This is a genomic window from Haloplanus ruber, assembly GCF_024494725.1.
In the GTDB taxonomy this organism is placed as follows: Archaea; Halobacteriota; Halobacteria; order Halobacteriales; family Haloferacaceae; genus Haloplanus; species Haloplanus ruber.
Genome location: NZ_JANHDK010000004.1, coordinates 288510 through 304919, shown reverse-complemented (window position 1 = coordinate 304919; position 16410 = coordinate 288510). Strand labels below are relative to the sequence as shown.

Sequence of the window (16410 nt, the reverse complement as noted above, 5' to 3'; positions counted from 1 at the left end):
ATGGCACAAATCGCACTCAATCACGTGAGCAAGGCGTTCAACAACGGTAGCATCGTCGCGGTCAACGATCTGTCTCTCGAAATCGAGGACGAGGAGTTCCTCGTCCTCGTCGGCCCGTCAGGATGTGGGAAGTCGACGACGCTCCGTATGATCGCGGGCCTCGAAGACCCGACGGGCGGCGATATCTCGATCGGGACGACTCGCGTGAACAACCTCGAACCGCGCGAGCGGGATATCGCGATGGTGTTTCAGAACTACGCGCTCTACCCCCACATGAACGTGCGGGAGAACATCGGCTTCGGACTCCGACTCTCCACCGATCTCTCGGACGCCGACATCGAGGAACGGGTCGAGGACGTGGCCAGCCTGCTGGAGATTGGCGAACTCCTGGACAAAAAACCCAAGTCGCTGTCCGGCGGCCAACAGCAGCGCGTCGCCCTCGGGCGGGCAATCGTCCGCGACCCGGAGGCGTTCCTGTTCGACGAACCGCTCTCGAACCTCGACGCGAAGCTTCGCAAGCAGATGCGGACGGAGATTTCCCGCATCCAAGAGCAGTTGGGTGTCACCTCCATCTACGTCACGCACGATCAGGAGGAGGCGATGACGATGGGCGACCGCATCGCAGTGATGAACGACGGCACCCTCCAGCAGATCGGCGAACCGAACGAGGTGTACAACCATCCCGCCAACCAGTTCGTCGCCGGCTTCATCGGGAGTCCATCGATGAACACCGTCGAGGCAGAGGCCGTCCGTCGCGACGGGCAGACGGTCCTGGAATCCGTCACGAGTGACGCCTTTACGTACGACCTCGACGCGACGGGGGACACGAACGCCGACCTCCCGATCGAGGTGGGCGACCGGGTAACCGTCGGTGTTCGCCCGGAAGACGTCGTGCTGCGCGCCGAGGCAGCGGCGTTCGAGGGCCAACACCACACGACAACCGTCGACGTGGTCGAACCACTCGGAAGCGATAATCTCCTGTATTTCGACGTCGGGTCCCGGACGTGGACGGCGCGCGTCTCGCCCGGGTTCGAGCCCGAATCCGGGACCAGCGTTCACTTCTCGTTCCCGCGCAAGGCGCTGTACATCTTCGACGAGGAGGGGACGACAGTCGAGTCGCGCAACCTCGCCGACCCCGCCGAGGCGCGACAGGTGACCCACGGCGACGGCGGCGACGGCGTCGTCAACACGTAGCGTCGCGACCGCTGGATCCCCACGATAGCAAAGTTGATTTGAGTGTGGGTGGAATCGGCACTCGATGCAAGCGACCCGACCAATCGTAGGTGTAACTATGGGGGATCCGGCAGGCATCGGGAGTGAGATCATCGTCACGGCCTACTCGCAGGTGTGTGACGACGTTCGGATGGTCGTCCTCGGAGACGTGGACGTGATGCAAAGCGCCGTCGCGGCCTGTGACAGCGACCTCTCGATTCGGGGGGTCGACGCCGTCGGCGACGCCGACTACGAGGACGGAACCCTCGACGTCGTCGACTTCGACAACGTCGACGAGGTGGCCCGCGGTGAACACCGGGGCGACTACGGCCAGGCGAGCCTCGAGTACGTCGAGCGCGGTATCGAACTCGCGCTTGCGGGCGACATCGACGCCATGTGTAACGCGCCGATAAACAAGAAGGCACTCGAACTGGGGGGGAGCGAATACGCGGGGCATACGAACCTACTCGCCGACCGGACCGACACCGACGAGTACTCGATGCTTCTGATCCAGGACGGACTACACGTCACCCACGTCACCGTCCACATGTCGCTGCAGGAGGCTATCGACACCATCTCGACGGAGCGTGTCCTCGAAACCATCGAGGTGACCGACGAGGGCCTCCGTGATTTGGGCATCGAGGACCCCTCGATTGCCGTCTGTGGGCTGAACCCCCACGCCGGTGAGGACGGCGTCCTCGGCACCGAAGACAAAGAAGAGATCACACCGGCGGTCGAGCAGGCCCAGGAGACAGGGATCGATGCATCGGGACCCTGGGCGCCGGACAACATCTTCAACCAAGCTGCCGTCGGCCGGTTCGACGGCGTCGTCGCGATGTACCACGACCAGGGGCACATCCCCGTCTACATCCACGGTGTGTTGCCAAGCGGCGGGGTTGCAGGCGTCAACATGACCATCGGCCTCCCCATCATCCGGACGAGCACCATGCACGGCACCGCGTTCGACATCGCGGGCGAGGGCATCGCGGACGCGGACAGCATGATCGACGCGCTCCAAGCGGCGGGGCGGGCAGCGGAGGCGGGCATGGCGGCGACCCCTCCTTCGACGGAGTAACCGACGCACACGACTCCCGGCGATACGTATAAGTCTCTATTGTCGAAGGATAGGAGTATGCACGTGACCGGCTACGAACTGTTCTCCGTCCCGCCGCGGTGGTTGTTTCTGAAGCTGACGACCAGCGACGGGACGGTGGGATGGGGAGAGCCAGCCCTCGAGGGCCGTACCCGGACGGTTCGGGCGGCGGTCAGCGAACTGGTCGAGGACTTCCTCCTCGGCAACGACCCGATGGAAATCGAGCGCCACTGGCAGCGCTGTTATCGTGGCGGTCACTACCGTGGTGGCCCCATTCTTTCGAGCGCCATCGCGGGCATCGACCAAGCACTCTGGGACATCAAGGGCCAGCAACTGGGGGTTCCGGTCTACCAGTTACTCGGCGGACGGGCACGGGACCGAATCCCGCTCTACCAGTGGGTCGGCGGTGATCAGCCGGGAGAGGTGGCCGCAGACGCCGAACGCGCCGTCGACGACGGCTACTCGGTGGTCAAGCTGACGATGACCGCGCGCTCACACACACGGAACAGCGAGGAAGTCGTCGAAATCGCCAGGGATCGCGTCGCGGCAGTCGACGATGCCGTCGGCGACGAGGCCGACATCGCCGTCGACTGCCGGGGGCGCATCAGCAAGGGACGTCTCCCTCGCCTCGCAAGCGTGCTCGAACCGTACGGCGTCCGATTTCTCGAGGAACCCGTCTTGCCCGACCAGAACGAATCGCTCGAACGACTGTCGCCGACGGTCGGCGCTCCCATGGCGACGGGCCAGCGGATGTACACGCGCTGGGACTTCAAGCGCGTCCTCGGCAACGACGCCGTCGCCATCGTCCAGCCCGACATCACCCACGCAGGCGGTATCTCCGAGGTGAAGAAGATTGCCGCCATGGCTGAGGCGTACGACGTCGACGTGATGCCGAAATGCCCCGTCGGCCCGATATCACTCGCCGCGTGTCTTCAGATCGACTTCAGCACCCCGAACGCGGTTCTCCAAGAGCAGAGTATCGGCGTCCACGAACTGGAGGGCAACGAACACCTCCGGTATCTCGAAGATCCAACCGTCTTCGAGTACGACGACGGCAACCTCGAACCGCCCACCGAGCCGGGACTCGGAATCGACGTCGACGAGTCCTACGTCCGGGAGCAGTCGGAAAAAGAGATCCGGTGGCAGACACCGCTCTGGCACCACGAGGACGGCAGCGTCGCCGAGTGGTAGCGGGTTTACTGATGCTAAACGATTAGTGAGAGAAGCACGGAGAAGGGGACATGGACGTCAACGCCCGCAACCCGGTCAAGACGACACGGACGACCCTCCGCATCGTCGAGATGCTCGTGGCTCACGACGGGGCATCGGTGACGGAACTGGCGGCGGCCACGCCGTTCACGAAAGGCACCGTCCACAACCACCTCGCCACCCTCCGTGAGAGCGGGTACGTGACCAAGGACGGGGATAGCTACCACGTCGGCCTCCGATTTCTGTACCCGGGGCGGCGGGCGACGGAGCGGACGCGACTCGCGACGGTTCCGAGGGACGCCCTCGTGGAACTCGCCGAGGCCACGGGGCAGCGAATCAACCTGGTGGCACGGGAGGAACACCAGGCGGTACTCGTCCACAGCGAACAGGGTGAGAAGTACGCAGGCCCGGACGGTGTCGCCGGCGACACCCTCCCGCTTCACTGTTCGGCGGCCGGGAAGGCGGTGCTCGCCAACCACGACAGTCTCGATGCGTCCGACGCCATCGATATCGCCGATCCGGTCGAGCGGACGGACCACACCATCACCGACACCGAACCCCTCAGTCGGGAACTCGAACACGTGCGCGACGAGGGACTCGCCTACGACCGGGGCGAACTGTACGCCGGAGTCCAGGGTATCGCCGTCCCCATCGTCCTATCGGGGACCGTCCGGGGCGCCGTCGGCGTCCTAGGCATCGACGAACACATGCGCGGGAAGACGTTCCAACAGGACATCCCGGGCCTCGCCATCAGCGCCGCGGAGCGACTGACACAGCACCTCCGTGACGCCGAGGTTTAGTATTTCTAAACGCTGTTCGCAGTCGCGGATCTAGCGTGAACGTTAATGATGATTTCGGAGGTGCGACGGGGTATCCGCGTGCGATACTGGACGGCGTTGTTTAGCAGGGCAAAACAGAGCGGCCACCGACGCCACGGAGACACGGACCGAGTGACGTTCGAACGGTCGTGCCCCCGGCGACACCGTGGAAGTGGCTCACCTGTCGTCACGCTCGCTATCCGCCGTCCGCGGCGTCCTGCCAGGCGTCCGCCGGAGCGGCGTTCTCGTGGACGACGGCACCGAGTGCGGTGACGACCCGCTCCGGGTCGGGCGTCTGCCAGATGGATCGTCCGATGATAGGCCCACGGGCGCCCGCCGCGACGGCCGCGGACACCGTGTCCAGCATCGACTCGGGACTTCCTGAGGAGGGACCACCGAGGATGGTGACCGGCACTGGTGCGGCGTCGACGATGGCTTCGAACGTCTCCCGGTCGCCGGTGTACGGAATCTTGAGCACGTCGGCGCCGTACTCCCAGGCGAGGCGGCTCGCGTTCCCCACCAGTTCCGGGTCGGTACTCCTGTCGTCCGGGACGTGGCGGCCCCACATCACCGGCTCGACGACGAGGGGAATATCCGTGTCGTGGAGTTGCTCCGCCAGTTCACAGACGTAGGCGACGTTGCGTTCGAACACCCGCGGGTCGTCGCGGCCGAACACGAGCGCTACCTTGATACCCTTCGGGTCGAACTCTCGGAGGAACGACGTCGAGAAGGCCGGCGTCCAGATGTCCTCGCCCGTCCGGGCGCCAGGGCGTGCCGAGAACAGCGCCGCATCGGCGGTGAGCAGGACATCGACACCCGACGAGTCGAGCGTGTCGGCGAACCGTCGGGCGAAGTGTGGGCCGACGAGGACGCCGTCCGGGTCGCCCGCCAAGACGGCCCGAAGCGTCGATTCGGGCCGTTTGAACCCATCGACCGAGCCCATGTTGAGACCGTGGTCCAGGGCGACGACGACGGCGTTTCCCGACCGCGTGTCGAGGAGGTCGTATGTATCAGTCATGCGACTTCGTCCCTACCTCGGAGACTGGGGTGTAAAATTCACCGGTCGGAGAAGGCGTCGAGATAGCCGTCGAGGAACGCTCGGAGGTCCGCCTCGGCCGGCGGCGCACCGTGCCGGACGAAGTGTCCGGCGACGACGTTGCCCAGACAGACGGCCGCCGGATCCGAGAGGCCGGCCGCAAGGCCGAGCAGCAGGCCGACGTTGAAGTGGTCGCCCGCACTGGTCGTCAGTTCCGGGTCGTCGACGGTGGGGACGGCCACCGACGTGAGGCCGTCGGGGCCGGCAGCGACGGAGACGTCGTCAGCGTGGGCAACGGCACGGTGCAGGCCGAGGCCGTCCCGGACCGCCGTGGCGGCCGCCGACAGCGACGGCGGCGCCTCGAAGCGCGCTGCGAGCCGCTGCATCTCCGCGCGGTTCGCACTCAGTGTCACGGGCGCGACGTCCGCGAACGCCCGTATCGGGTCGATTCCCTCGGCGAGGACGTCGTCGGAGAGTTGGCGAACGTCGCCGGGGTCCAAAAGCACCGTTTCCGGCGGGTCCGCGAGCGTCGGCCACACCGCCTCCCTGAGTCCGGTCAGTATCGACGGGAGTTCGGGAATGACCACCCAGTAACCGATGCCGAACGCGTCGGCGCCGTCGAGCGCGTCAGCGAGCGTCTCGACCCCGACCGCGTCGGTGAGCGTCTCCCAGTCCAGCGTCCGCGTCGCCCCCGTCTCCGTGACGAGGAGTTTGCCGTCGTCGAACTCCACGGCCTCGGTGTAGTTTGGAGCCCCGAACGAGTGGCGGGTCGCCGCCGCGAACTCGTCGGCGAACACGTCAAGTTCCGGCGCCCCGTACGCCCCGATCATCACGGGGCTGGCGTCGAGGCCGATGAAGGCACGCGCCAAGTGACAGGTGAGGCCGCCGGTTCGGGTACCCTCGCGTGTCCACTCCACGGTGATGGAACTCCGGTCGTCGGCCGACGCCGCGATACGCTCGCCGAACGCCCCGAGTTCCGTCATCGGTTCGAACGATTCGGCGGTGGTGCGCTCGTCGACCACCCGCCGGACGTTGTCGACGAAGCCGTCGAACCCGAGGACCGTTCGGGGCGCCCGTACCGACGCCGGCAGTTCGCGCCGACAGGCCGCCACGGCGTCGCGAGTCGCCTTGTCGAGGGTCGATTCCTGACTCATCGGTGCTCCCCTCTGTGCGGGCCTCGGTAATAGGGATTGTCCTCGGGTAACGCTTTAGTGGGTCATTCGCGTGAGTCCGGGTATGCAAAGCGCCGTGCTGACCGAGCCGGAGACGTTCGAGTTCGAGGAACGCTCTCGTCCGGACCCCGGACCCACCGACGTACTCGTTGCCGTGGGACGGGTCGGGATCTGCGGGTCCGACGTCCACTACTATCGTCACGGCCGTATCGGTGACTTCGTCGTCGAGAACCCCCTCGTCCTCGGCCACGAGAGCGCGGGCGAGATTGTCGCCGTCGGGGCTGACGTTGAGGACGTGGCCGTCGGGGATCGGGTCGCGCTCGAACCCGGGGTCCCCTGTTTTGAGTGCGACGCCTGCCGGCGAGGGGAGTACAACCTCTGTCCCGACGTTCGATTCATGGCGACACCACCGGTCGACGGGGCGTTCACCGAGTACGTCGCTTGGCCGGCCGAGTTCGCCTATCCACTCCCCGAGAACGTGTCGACGCAGGCGGGCGCACTCTGTGAACCCCTGAGCGTCGGCCTCCACGCTGCCCGCCGCGGAAACGTCGGCGTCGGCGACACCGTCCTCATCACGGGCGGCGGACCGATTGGGATGCTCGCTATGGAGGCCGCCCGCGTCGCCGGCGCCTCCCAGATCATCCTCAGCGACGTCGTCCCGGAGAAACTCGACCGGGCGAGGGAACGGGGCGCCGACGCCACCGTCGATCCGTCCCAAGAAGACCTGGCCGAGCGGGTGGCCGACCTCACCCGCGACGACGGTGTTGACGTGGCCATCGAAGCGTCGGGTGCCGCTGCCGCCATCCGGTCGACCACCGAAGTCGTTCGCCAGGGTGGCTCGGTCGCCCTCGTCGGCCTCGCCGGCGAGGGAGAGATTCCGCTCGACACCCACGACATCATCAACGGCGAACTCGACGTCCACGGCTCCTTTCGCTTCCGGAACACCTACCCCGCAGCCATAGACCTCCTAGCGAGCGGCGACGTCGACGTCGAGGGAATCATCGACTTCGAGATGCCCCTCTCGGAAGTGACTGCGGCCTTCGAGCGGACGGACGACCCCTCGCTCGTCAAGGGGATGATCACCGTCGGCGACTGATCACCGAACGGTGAACCCGCCGTCCACGAAGACGACTTCCCCGGTCATATAGGAGGAGGCGTCCGATGCGAGGAACACCGCGACGGGTTTGAGCTCCGCCGGCCGACCGAGCCGACCCATCGGCGTGTCTGCCAGCCACGTCTCTTCCATCTCCGGATCCTCGGCGAGCGTGTTATCGACCATGTCCGTTCGCATGTATCCGGGCGCGATGGCGTTGACCCGGATGTCCGCCGTCGCCCACTCCGAGGCCAACGATCGGGTGAGGCCGGCGACACCGGACTTCGAGGCGTTGTACCCAGCCTGTGGCTGGGGGTGATTGGCGATATGTCCCGACATCGAGGCGATATTGATGATCGACCCCTCCGCACCCCGGTCGAGCAGTCGTGCGCCGACGTGTTTAGCACAGCAAAACACGCCGGTCAAGTTCACGTCGACCACCCGTTCCCACTGGTCGAGGGTCATCTCCTCCGCCGGCGCGTTCTCGACGATGCCGGCGTTGTTGACGAGGACGTCGACCGGTCCAAGGTCCGACTCGACCTGATCGATCATCGCCTCGACGTCGTCCTCGCTGGTGACGTCCGCCCGGACGAACGTCGTCTCCGCGCCGGTGTCCTCGGCGATGGTCGCCGCCGTCTCGGTCCCGGTATCAGCATCGACATCGGCGATGGCGACGTCGGCACCGGCCTCCGCGAGACCCGTCGCCATCCGCTGACCGAGGCCACGTCCGGCACCGGTTACGAGCGCCGTCTCACCGTCGAGCCGAAACGAATCTAAGACTGACATGCGCGATGGCTCACGTCGGACGCTCATAAATCCTCGGCCACCCATCCTGGGCGGCCGTCGTTCGACTCTCGCTCTCGGGAGATACCGGCATCAGGTGTGACAACAGCGGAGCCACGGAACATCGAGCGACCGACCCCACTCCGACTTGGCGTCGCGCCGGGTCACGACAGGCGGCCGACTCCGTCTGGGAGGCATCTGTGGGGCGTGGCTCACCCACCAGTAAGCGCTGTGTACCGGGCAGTTTAGTTCTCGGCGCAGCCACCAAATCGCCCCTCAGTCTACCGGCGAATGGTACCGCGATGCGGGTTCGTGCCGACGTTTCTATATCGGAAACCGGCCTCCGACGCCGACGGCCGAACGGGAAACCGGCCTCCGACGCCGACGGCCGAACGGGAAACCGGCCGCCGCTAGTCGACTCGGATACGTCTGCAGAAATAACAGACATATAGTTGTTATTCTTTGGAGTCGTCGTCCACATTCGCCATCCGGCCAATTTCGCGTTCGACGTCCGCAACCGCCTTCCGGAGGGTATCGACGGATCGGCCACCGGATGCGTCATCGAGTTCGAAGCGGTACGCCGGGCCACCGATAGACAAGCCGCCCAACACCGTTCCGTCGTCTAGGGTGACGGGCGCGGCGATGGACCGGAATCCGACCTCCAGTTCCTCGTCGTTCGTGGCGTACCCCTGTTCGCGGACGGTTTCGAGTTCTTCGAGCAGTGTCTCCCGGTCAGTGATGGTGTTCTCTGTCGTCGCCGGAAGTCCGCGCCGGTCGAGAATCGACTCGACGCGATGGGTCGGCAGTGCCGAGAGAACGGCCTTGCCAGGGGCGGAGTTGTGCATCCGGAACTTGCTCCCGACGCTCAGAAACGTACTCCCGACAGCCGGGTTGTTCGGGTTCGCGTCACCCATGACGTACTCGAGGGAGTACATGTATCCGTTCTCCGCGACGGCGAAGTTTGCCTCCTCGTTCGTCGACTCTGCCAGTCGGTACACCTGGAGTTTCGCCGGGGTGTAGTGCTCCCGTCGGTTTCGGGCGTGTTCGCCGAACTCCAGAAATCGGAGCCCAATGTAGTACTGGCCCCCTTCCTCGACCAGTAATCCCTCTTCGACGAGCGTCGCCAGATGGTTGTGGACGGTACTTTTCGCCAAGTCTAGAGCCTCCGACAGTTCGGTTAGCGTCGCCCCGTCCCGACGCTGAATCGCTCGTCCGATCCGAATCGACGTTTGCGTCGTCTTGACCGGGCGCGCTTGGGTGTCGTTCATCGTGAACGCTGATTGGAACGTACACACATAGTTGTTCGGTATGTGTGAACTACAGTCGGGGCTGTTCCGCGTTTATTTCATCATTTTTAGAGAGATATATTACTTGCAGGAATGATTTTGGGTCATCTGTAGGCTTCCGGCACCGCGCTCGACTCATACCGTGTGCACAGTGGCTCGACGATACAGTTCGAGCCGTCTATTGTTCACACATCGTGAAGGGCGCCACTCACGTGACGAGCGCTGTCGGATAAATCGGTGGCCTGGGCCGTGGTCGTCGGACGAACAAGCGAAGGGTGCCAGGCGGACGGAGCGAGAGGCGTTCGGGTCGTGTGAACGACGCTCGTAGGAGCGTCCCGGCGACAGCGGACCGACCGCATTCCGTTCGGCGGATCGGCCGTGACCGGGATGGAGTCGTCGACCGACGCCTTCGATAAAAAAGAGCACCGTACTGACACGCAACCCGTCAGACTACGTGACGCCACTCAGCCTGCTGTCCCGGTTCACTGCCGATTCGGCGACCAGTCGGGCCGCTCCCGGTGGACGTACTCACCGTACCCGGGTTCGCCGACGACATCGCCGTCGTCCGCGATCAGTTCGCCGCGCAGGAACGTCTTCTTCACGCGGCCGGTGACCTCCCGCCCCTCGTACACGGAGTAGTCGGCGACCGAGGCGTTGTCGGCCGCGGTGATCGTGTACTCCTCGTCTGGGTCGAAGACCACGATGTCAGCGTCGGTGCCGGGTTCGAGCGTACCCTTCCCGGGGAGACCGAACGTCCGCGCAGGATTCGCACACATCACCCGCACGAGGAACGGGTACGAGAACCCGCGCTCGTTGACCGCCTCGTCGTGAAACACTGGGAGGCTCGTCTGTAGTCCGTTGACCCCGAAGGAGCTGTCCCACCAGTGTTCGACCTCCTTGTCGGCGCGGCGGAAGGCGACGTGGTCGGTCGAGACGACGCTCAGTGCACCATCATGGAGGTGCGCGAACATCGCGTCCCGATCCGCAGGCGTTCGGAGCGGCGGTGCCTGAATCGCCAGCGTACCCTGCGTCTCGTAGGCGGACTCGTCTAGGGCCGTGTAGTGCGTGCACGTCTCCCCGCGAACTTCGCTCCCGTCGGTCTGGAAGTCAGCAAGCACGTCGGCGGCTTTCGCACAGGTAGTGTGGATGCCGTAATACTTGGCACCGGCTTCCTGTGCCATTCGGACGGCGTCCTCGGCGGCCATCGCCTCCGCGTAGTCCGGGCGGGCACGAGGATACTCGCGCGGATGGCTCTCGCCCGCAGCCTTGAGCCGTTCGGTCAGCTGGTTGCAGACGGACGCATCCTCCGTGTGGAGTACCGCGACGGCGTTGCGGGCGGCAACCTCCTCGAAGACGTGGTTCATGAACCCGTTTGAGAGGCCGATTTCGTAGGCCGTGAACATCTTGATCGAGGTGACACCTTCGTCGACCACTGCATCCAGTTCGTCGAAGACGGTCGGATCCTCACGCGTGATGACGCCGTGGAGTCCGAAGTCGATCAGCGAATCCTCGCCCTTGCGCTTCTGTCGCTCCACGGCCTCCAGCAACGTGCCTTCCTCGTCCCAGATGCTGAGGTCACCGATCCACGCCTCCCACGCGAAGTTGACACACGAGGTCACCCCACCCAGCGCGGCCGCACTCGTCCCTGTCTCGTACGAGTCGTTCGAGAGGTAGCCGTCGATGTGGACGTGGGGGTCGACGACACCGGGCATCACCAACTGCCCTGAGGCGTCTACCACCTCGTCGGCGTCGGCCATACTCTCCCGATCCCCGACGGCGGCAATCTTCCCGTCGTCGACCGCGAGGCTCGCCTCGAGCGTTCGGTCTGCTGTTACCACTGTGCCATTGGCTATGACCAAGTCTACGGTCATACGCTTCCTCGTGTTGCCGCCATCTTAACTGTGACTATTGTCCACACACCTGATGTAAAATATACAATAGACCCATACATTTAACATTCGTCATAATCGTGTGGGAACTGGAGACATGCCAGCATCACTCCAGGAGCAGAGACATGGGTGAAGAATCGGCTGCAGAAGACCTGACTCCGACATCGATCGACGACCGATCGATGAAGCTATCCCAGTACGTTCCACTCTGGTGGGCGGCCGTCATCGTCGTCCAGTCAATGGCGGTGGCGTTTTTCGCCATCCACCCACAGGGCGAACTCAACCTCATACAGGTGATCGTCGCCTCCCTGATCGGGACAATCATTCTGGGGTTGCTCTTTTTCCTCAATGGGTTCCCCGGGTTCGAGGAGGGCGTCCCGTTCGCCGTACAGACGCGTTCTGCGTTCGGGGTCCGTGGGTCGACCATCCCCAACTACCTCCGGGCAGTGCCCGCGATTATCTACCTCGGGATCGGAAACTGGATCGGAGCGCTCGCGATCAACACGATTACCACAACGCTGTGGGGCTTCGGGAATCTACAGGTGTACTTCGTGCTGTTCGGGATACTGAACCTGGCGCTCGCGTGGTACGGGATCGACTCGATCAAATGGTTCGACGCCATTTCGGCCGGCGTGATCGTCGTTCTGCTGGCGTACACGGGGTACGTCGTGTTGTCTACGCAGACCATCCCGTCGGAACCCATCAACCACCCCGGATCGTGGGGGCTTCCGTTCATCGGGTTCATTGCCGCGGTCGGCGGGCAGCTCATCACCGCTGCACTGAATATCTCAGACATCACACGCCACCTCGATACGGAACGGGGCGCGGTGAACCTAGCAGTTGGTAACCTGCTGGGTCTCGTCCCAGCGTATCTCTTCATGCTACTGATCGGGCTGCTGTTCAGCGTCACGACCGGGATCACGAATCCGGTCGAGGCGATCATGGCGGTCGCCCCCAGTCCGGCCCTCGGCGCGGCAATGCTGCTGTTCGCGATCCTGGCACAGATTTCGACCAACCTCGTGAACAACCTCCTGCCGCCGACCCACGTGTTCCAAGATTCGCTCGGCGTCAGTTGGAAGCAGGGTCTCGTGATAACGACGGTGCTGTCGTTCCTCTCGTTCCCCTGGATGCTGTTCACGAGCGCGCTGTTCTCGACGTTCATCCAGATCTACGCGGCGTTCCTTGGGCCCATCGTCGGAGTCCTGCTCGCGGACTACTGGATCATCAGGGAGCGCGACACCGATATCGAAGCGCTGTATGACCGAACTGACGAGTCGAAGTTCTGGTTCTTCCGGGGATTCTCTGCGACGGGGATGGTCAGTACGCTGCTCGGCGTGGTGGTTAGCCTCCCGATTCTGGATCTCTCGTGGGTTATCGGACTGCCAGCCGCGTTCGTCGCTTACACCGTACTCTCGAAGGCGAAGTTCAACGAATACGTGATTCGCTCGCTAACGACACAAAGTGCACCGACCGTCGAAGGTGATTGAGGCGAAGGAGTCGGTGAAACGTCGCAGTCCCTTCCACGTCGGGATCGGTCGGCGACGCCAAGCGACGTCATCGTCCGGTCACTGGGGCCGTGGTCGCCGGCGCGTACCGCCACTGTCCGGGGAGTGAACGCGGCGAGGCCAACGGACGGGTCCGCTACTTCAGCGCGTCGGGACGACGTCCGACTCACGCGTAACATTGGAGCGGCCTCAAGTGATGAGAGGGCGTGAGTGCTATAGATCCCGTACATCCGCCGCGTTAGCGAAACGCGTCTTCGCGAGAACCACGACGGACGCGGAGTTCGGCGCCAGTCCGACTGACGAGGAACACGGTACTGAATCGGCCCGGACACGAACCGACGGATACCGACGCCGGTCGTGTTCGGCACCGACTAGAGACGGAAGAAGGCACCCGGGCGCCCGACGCCACGATCCGACCGGCCATCGTGCCGGTGCTGTCATCTGAAGCGGTCGGGACGGGGTCAGACGCCCGTCCGGATGGACGTAGCGGTGGATCACGACAGACGACCGATCCCCGAAGGGGAGACGGAGTCGCGGAAACGAACGGTTTCGACGCTCGTTCTGAAGACGCTACGCACCGGACAGTCTGATGCATGGCGCGTGCGATAAACAACTTTGCGATCGGAGTCCGACAGATCGTCCTTGTAGAATCGAACCCCAACGTTCGACCAGCTAGGATGATGATTCGTGGACGCGGGGGACCGCGAAAGCGGTCGGAGCCTGTTTGCATATATTAAACGCATACGGATGCGCCATCGCCCTCGTGTCCCCTGATGTCGACGATCAGTTCGATCGGATAGCGAGCCGACTGGTGCCAAAATACTAACAAAGATATGCTTGTTATTTTGATCGGCTGTGGGGGTGGTTGAGAGCCGAGAGCGCAACCTGTAGGGGACACCCCCATCGTTCCGATCGCCGCACTCCAAGCGTTTGCGAAATGAAACCGTAATGATACGGCGAATACATCTTCGACGCCGCACGCAACGGTGACGTGTCGGGGTCGAACGACCGTTTTCGGTAGGTTGCCACCGTTCGAACGCGACGAATGAGGGGTGTTGGACGGCTACCGGTGCGGGGCACTCGGAGTCACGACGGCTGACGGGAACGCCACGCCGATCGGCGTGGCGCCGAAGGGCAATATCTAAATCGTTGTCGGCTGACGTGGAGCGTATGCTCGACACAGGTGACGATGCACCCGAGGTAACGGCGGCCGACCACAGTGGCGATACGGTGACGCTCACCTTCGCCGAGCCGACAATCCTCTATTTCTACCCGCGCGACGACACGCCGGGGTGTACGGTCGAGGCCGAGGAGTTCGACACGGAACTGGCGACGTATCGCGACGCCGGCGTCGCCGTCTACGGCGTCTCGACCGACGACACCGAGAGTCACGCCGCCTTCCGAGAGAAATACGACCTCGGCGTCGACCTCCTCGCCGACCCCGACGGCGAGGTTGCGGCCGCGTTCGGCGTCCCGGTCGAAGGCGGGGCCGCTGACCGCGTCACGTACGCACTTGCCGACGGTGAGGTGAAGCGTGTCTACCGCGGCGTCGACCCTGATGGGCACGCGCGAGACGTACTACAGGACCTCGTCGACATGGGTATCGCCGCCGAGTGAGGAGGCGGCAGGAGGATGGCCCACGAGCGGAGTTCCCGTCCCCGCTCACTCGATCTTTGCCCGTTGGACGATATCGGCAGCCGTGCGTTCGGCCGCCGAGAGGAGATCCGGAAGGGGTTCGTCCAGCGTGCACAGTTCACGGTCGTCCATCAGTACCTCGCCCGCACAGAGGACCGTTTCGACTTCGTTGCCCTGGAGGCCGTAGACGAGGGCGTGGACTGGATCAGGGGCGGGCGTGAGGTGTGGTCGGTCGAGGTCGATAACCGCGAGGTCGGCCTGCGTGCCCGGTTCCAGCGACCCGAGGTCGTCGTCGCGTCCGATAGCCGCGGCGGCGTCCCGCGTCACCATATCGAAGGCCGTCTGTGGAGGGATGACGCCGGAGTCGCGGTGGTAGCCCTTGTGTGCCGTCGCGACGGCGCGGGCGTCCGAGAGGGGATTGACCGTGTCGTTCAGGATCGTGTTGTCCGTTCCGATGCTCACGGTGACGCCGCGACCGAGCATCTCGACGACGGGCGCGAAACCGGTCGCGAGTCGCATATTCGCCCGAAAGTTGTGGACGACCGGCGTGTTCGTCTGCGCGAGTAGCCGCACGTCACGGGCGTTCGTCTGGACGCAGTGACCGAGCAGCGCGCGCTCACCCAGATAGCCAACGTTACGGAGATACTCGATGCTAGAGACGGCGCCGCGTTCCTCGGCCTCGGCTTCCGCCTCGGCAACGTGGGCCGTCGTCATCACGTCGTACTCCTCGGCGAGACGGTACGCCCCGCGGAGCATATCGGGTGTGGTCGTCGCGAGCGTCGCCGGGGCCGGCCAGACCGACTGCCGACCGTCCGACTCGTGATACGTCTCGATGAGTGACTCGACGTCCGCTAATCCGTCCTCGGTGTCGACGACGAGTGCGCCCGGTCCCGGGTGAACGGACCCGCCACCGGCGTCGGTGAGCTCCTCGAACAGGCGCCTGAACGCCGCGTCGGGCGAACGATCCCTGAGTCCGGCGCCGTAGACGTTCCGGACGCCAAGATTGTCGTAGACCGCGAGTTTCCGGCGTGTCGGATCGAGGTCGGTCCAGTCGAGGGCCGTCGCGTTCTCGACGAACGTGGTCGTTCCCGATCGAATCGCCTCGGCGCAGTACAGTCGGGCCGCGAGCGCGTGTTCGTCGGCGTCCATCACGGAGAGAGCGGGCTGTTTCACGTTGAACAGCCAGTCGTACAGCCCCCGGTCGCCCTCGAACGCACCGCGGAGGAAGATGTCGGAGACGTGGGTGTGTGCGTTTATCAGACCGGGAATCACCACTCCACCGTCGGCGTCGACGATCCGGTTCGGGTCCGTCTCCGTCTTCAGACGCGCGGCCGACCCGACTGCCGAGATTCGGTCGCCCTCGACGGCGACTGCGCCGTCTTCGATGACCTCTCGCTCCCGGTTCTGTGTGAGGACTATTCCGCCGGTAATCAGTACGTCCGTCATGTGCCTGGATCGGTCCGACGTTTCCCGACTCCGACGGGCGCCCGGCCGCCGGCCGAGTCGCGCCATCGGCTCGATTGCACGAGTGCCATGCGCAGTCGGTTTGTCACGTCACCTCATAAATCTCCGCGTCCACCTGTCACCGACCGGCACGTAAGGGCGCCGTCGACGTCGCTCGGACGGGCGACGGACTTCGACGCGTCTCCCACATCGACGGATCAGTCATGGAAAATTTT

Annotated in this window: 13 protein-coding genes; 7 read left to right on the top strand and 6 right to left on the bottom strand. The window is 64.4% G+C overall.

Translation table 11 applies throughout. The features are described 5' to 3' along the window. The 4 genes from NO878_RS14400 (at position 1) to NO878_RS14385 (ending at position 4314) form a co-directional block, all read left to right on the top strand. Positions 1-1194: an ABC transporter ATP-binding protein gene (locus tag NO878_RS14400; protein WP_256406664.1), complete on the top strand. Its 1194-nt coding sequence runs from the start codon at positions 1-3 to the stop codon at positions 1192-1194. A 97-nt stretch (positions 1195-1291) separates the two neighbouring features. Then, entirely contained in the window at positions 1292-2287 is a 996-nt protein-coding gene (pdxA, locus tag NO878_RS14395) for a 4-hydroxythreonine-4-phosphate dehydrogenase PdxA (RefSeq protein ID WP_256406663.1), read from the top strand. A gap of 57 nt (positions 2288-2344) precedes the next feature. Next, entirely contained in the window at positions 2345-3496 is a 1152-nt protein-coding gene (gene dgoD / locus NO878_RS14390; RefSeq protein WP_256406662.1) for a galactonate dehydratase, read from the top strand. Positions 3497-3546: 50 nt separating this feature from the next. Further along, positions 3547-4314 carry an IclR family transcriptional regulator gene (locus NO878_RS14385; protein ID WP_256406661.1) on the top strand — a complete coding sequence of 256 codons (768 nt, stop codon included), beginning with the start codon at positions 3547-3549 and terminating at the stop codon, positions 4312-4314. A gap of 214 nt (positions 4315-4528) precedes the next feature. On the opposite strand, the gene NO878_RS14380 is transcribed toward NO878_RS14385, so the two are convergent. Then, complete coding sequence (locus NO878_RS14380) at positions 4529-5350, bottom strand: class I fructose-bisphosphate aldolase (protein WP_256406660.1); 822 nt, start codon at positions 5348-5350, stop codon at positions 4529-4531. 38 nt (positions 5351-5388) lie between these two features. Then, on the bottom strand, positions 5389-6522 hold the full coding sequence (locus NO878_RS14375; protein ID WP_256406659.1) for a hypothetical protein: 1134 nt from the start codon (positions 6520-6522) through the stop codon (positions 5389-5391). 82 nt (positions 6523-6604) lie between these two features. On the opposite strand from NO878_RS14375, the gene NO878_RS14370 reads away from it, so the two are divergent. Continuing rightward, on the top strand, positions 6605-7636 hold the full coding sequence (locus NO878_RS14370; protein WP_256406658.1) for an NAD(P)-dependent alcohol dehydrogenase: 1032 nt from the start codon (positions 6605-6607) through the stop codon (positions 7634-7636). On the opposite strand, the gene NO878_RS14365 is transcribed toward NO878_RS14370, so the two are convergent. The 3 genes from NO878_RS14365 to NO878_RS14355 form a co-directional block, all read right to left on the bottom strand. Beyond that, positions 7637-8419 carry an SDR family oxidoreductase gene (locus NO878_RS14365; protein ID WP_256406657.1) on the bottom strand — a complete coding sequence of 261 codons (783 nt, stop codon included), beginning with the start codon at positions 8417-8419 and terminating at the stop codon, positions 7637-7639. Positions 8420-8871: 452 nt separating this feature from the next. After that, positions 8872-9684: an IclR family transcriptional regulator gene (locus NO878_RS14360; RefSeq protein WP_256406656.1), complete on the bottom strand. Its 813-nt coding sequence runs from the start codon at positions 9682-9684 to the stop codon at positions 8872-8874. Between the two features lie 500 nt (positions 9685-10184). Further along, complete coding sequence (locus NO878_RS14355) at positions 10185-11573, bottom strand: dihydroorotase (protein ID WP_256406655.1); 1389 nt, start codon at positions 11571-11573, stop codon at positions 10185-10187. A 200-nt stretch (positions 11574-11773) separates the two neighbouring features. Here NO878_RS14355 and NO878_RS14350 point away from each other — a divergent pair, with 200 nt between their 5' ends. After that, on the top strand, positions 11774-13078 hold the full coding sequence (locus tag NO878_RS14350) for an NCS1 family transporter (RefSeq protein WP_256406654.1): 1305 nt from the start codon (positions 11774-11776) through the stop codon (positions 13076-13078). 1188 nt (positions 13079-14266) lie between these two features. After that, complete coding sequence (locus NO878_RS14345) at positions 14267-14713, top strand: peroxiredoxin (RefSeq protein ID WP_256406653.1); 447 nt, start codon at positions 14267-14269, stop codon at positions 14711-14713. Between the two features lie 45 nt (positions 14714-14758). On the opposite strand, the gene NO878_RS14340 is transcribed toward NO878_RS14345, so the two are convergent. Then, positions 14759-16177 carry an amidohydrolase family protein gene (locus NO878_RS14340; protein WP_256406652.1) on the bottom strand — a complete coding sequence of 473 codons (1419 nt, stop codon included), beginning with the start codon at positions 16175-16177 and terminating at the stop codon, positions 14759-14761. Positions 16178-16410 lie beyond the last annotated feature (233 nt).

Excerpts from the sequence above, each read along its gene's own strand:
- NO878_RS14400 (WP_256406664.1), top strand. The coding sequence starts at position 1 with ATGGCACAAATCGCACTCAATCACGTGAGCAAGGCGTTCAACAACGGT.
- pdxA (WP_256406663.1), top strand. The coding sequence starts at position 1,292 with ATGGGGGATCCGGCAGGCATCGGGAGTGAGATCATCGTCACGGCCTAC.
- dgoD (WP_256406662.1), top strand. The coding sequence starts at position 2,345 with ATGCACGTGACCGGCTACGAACTGTTCTCCGTCCCGCCGCGGTGGTTG.
- NO878_RS14385 (WP_256406661.1), top strand. The coding sequence starts at position 3,547 with ATGGACGTCAACGCCCGCAACCCGGTCAAGACGACACGGACGACCCTC.
- NO878_RS14380 (WP_256406660.1), bottom strand. The coding sequence starts at position 5,350 with ATGACTGATACATACGACCTCCTCGACACGCGGTCGGGAAACGCCGTC.
- NO878_RS14375 (WP_256406659.1), bottom strand. The coding sequence starts at position 6,522 with ATGAGTCAGGAATCGACCCTCGACAAGGCGACTCGCGACGCCGTGGCG.
- NO878_RS14370 (WP_256406658.1), top strand. The coding sequence starts at position 6,605 with ATGCAAAGCGCCGTGCTGACCGAGCCGGAGACGTTCGAGTTCGAGGAA.
- NO878_RS14365 (WP_256406657.1), bottom strand. The coding sequence starts at position 8,419 with ATGTCAGTCTTAGATTCGTTTCGGCTCGACGGTGAGACGGCGCTCGTA.
- NO878_RS14360 (WP_256406656.1), bottom strand. The coding sequence starts at position 9,684 with ATGAACGACACCCAAGCGCGCCCGGTCAAGACGACGCAAACGTCGATT.
- NO878_RS14355 (WP_256406655.1), bottom strand. The coding sequence starts at position 11,573 with ATGACCGTAGACTTGGTCATAGCCAATGGCACAGTGGTAACAGCAGAC.
- NO878_RS14350 (WP_256406654.1), top strand. The coding sequence starts at position 11,774 with ATGAAGCTATCCCAGTACGTTCCACTCTGGTGGGCGGCCGTCATCGTC.
- NO878_RS14345 (WP_256406653.1), top strand. The coding sequence starts at position 14,267 with ATGCTCGACACAGGTGACGATGCACCCGAGGTAACGGCGGCCGACCAC.
- NO878_RS14340 (WP_256406652.1), bottom strand. The coding sequence starts at position 16,177 with ATGACGGACGTACTGATTACCGGCGGAATAGTCCTCACACAGAACCGG.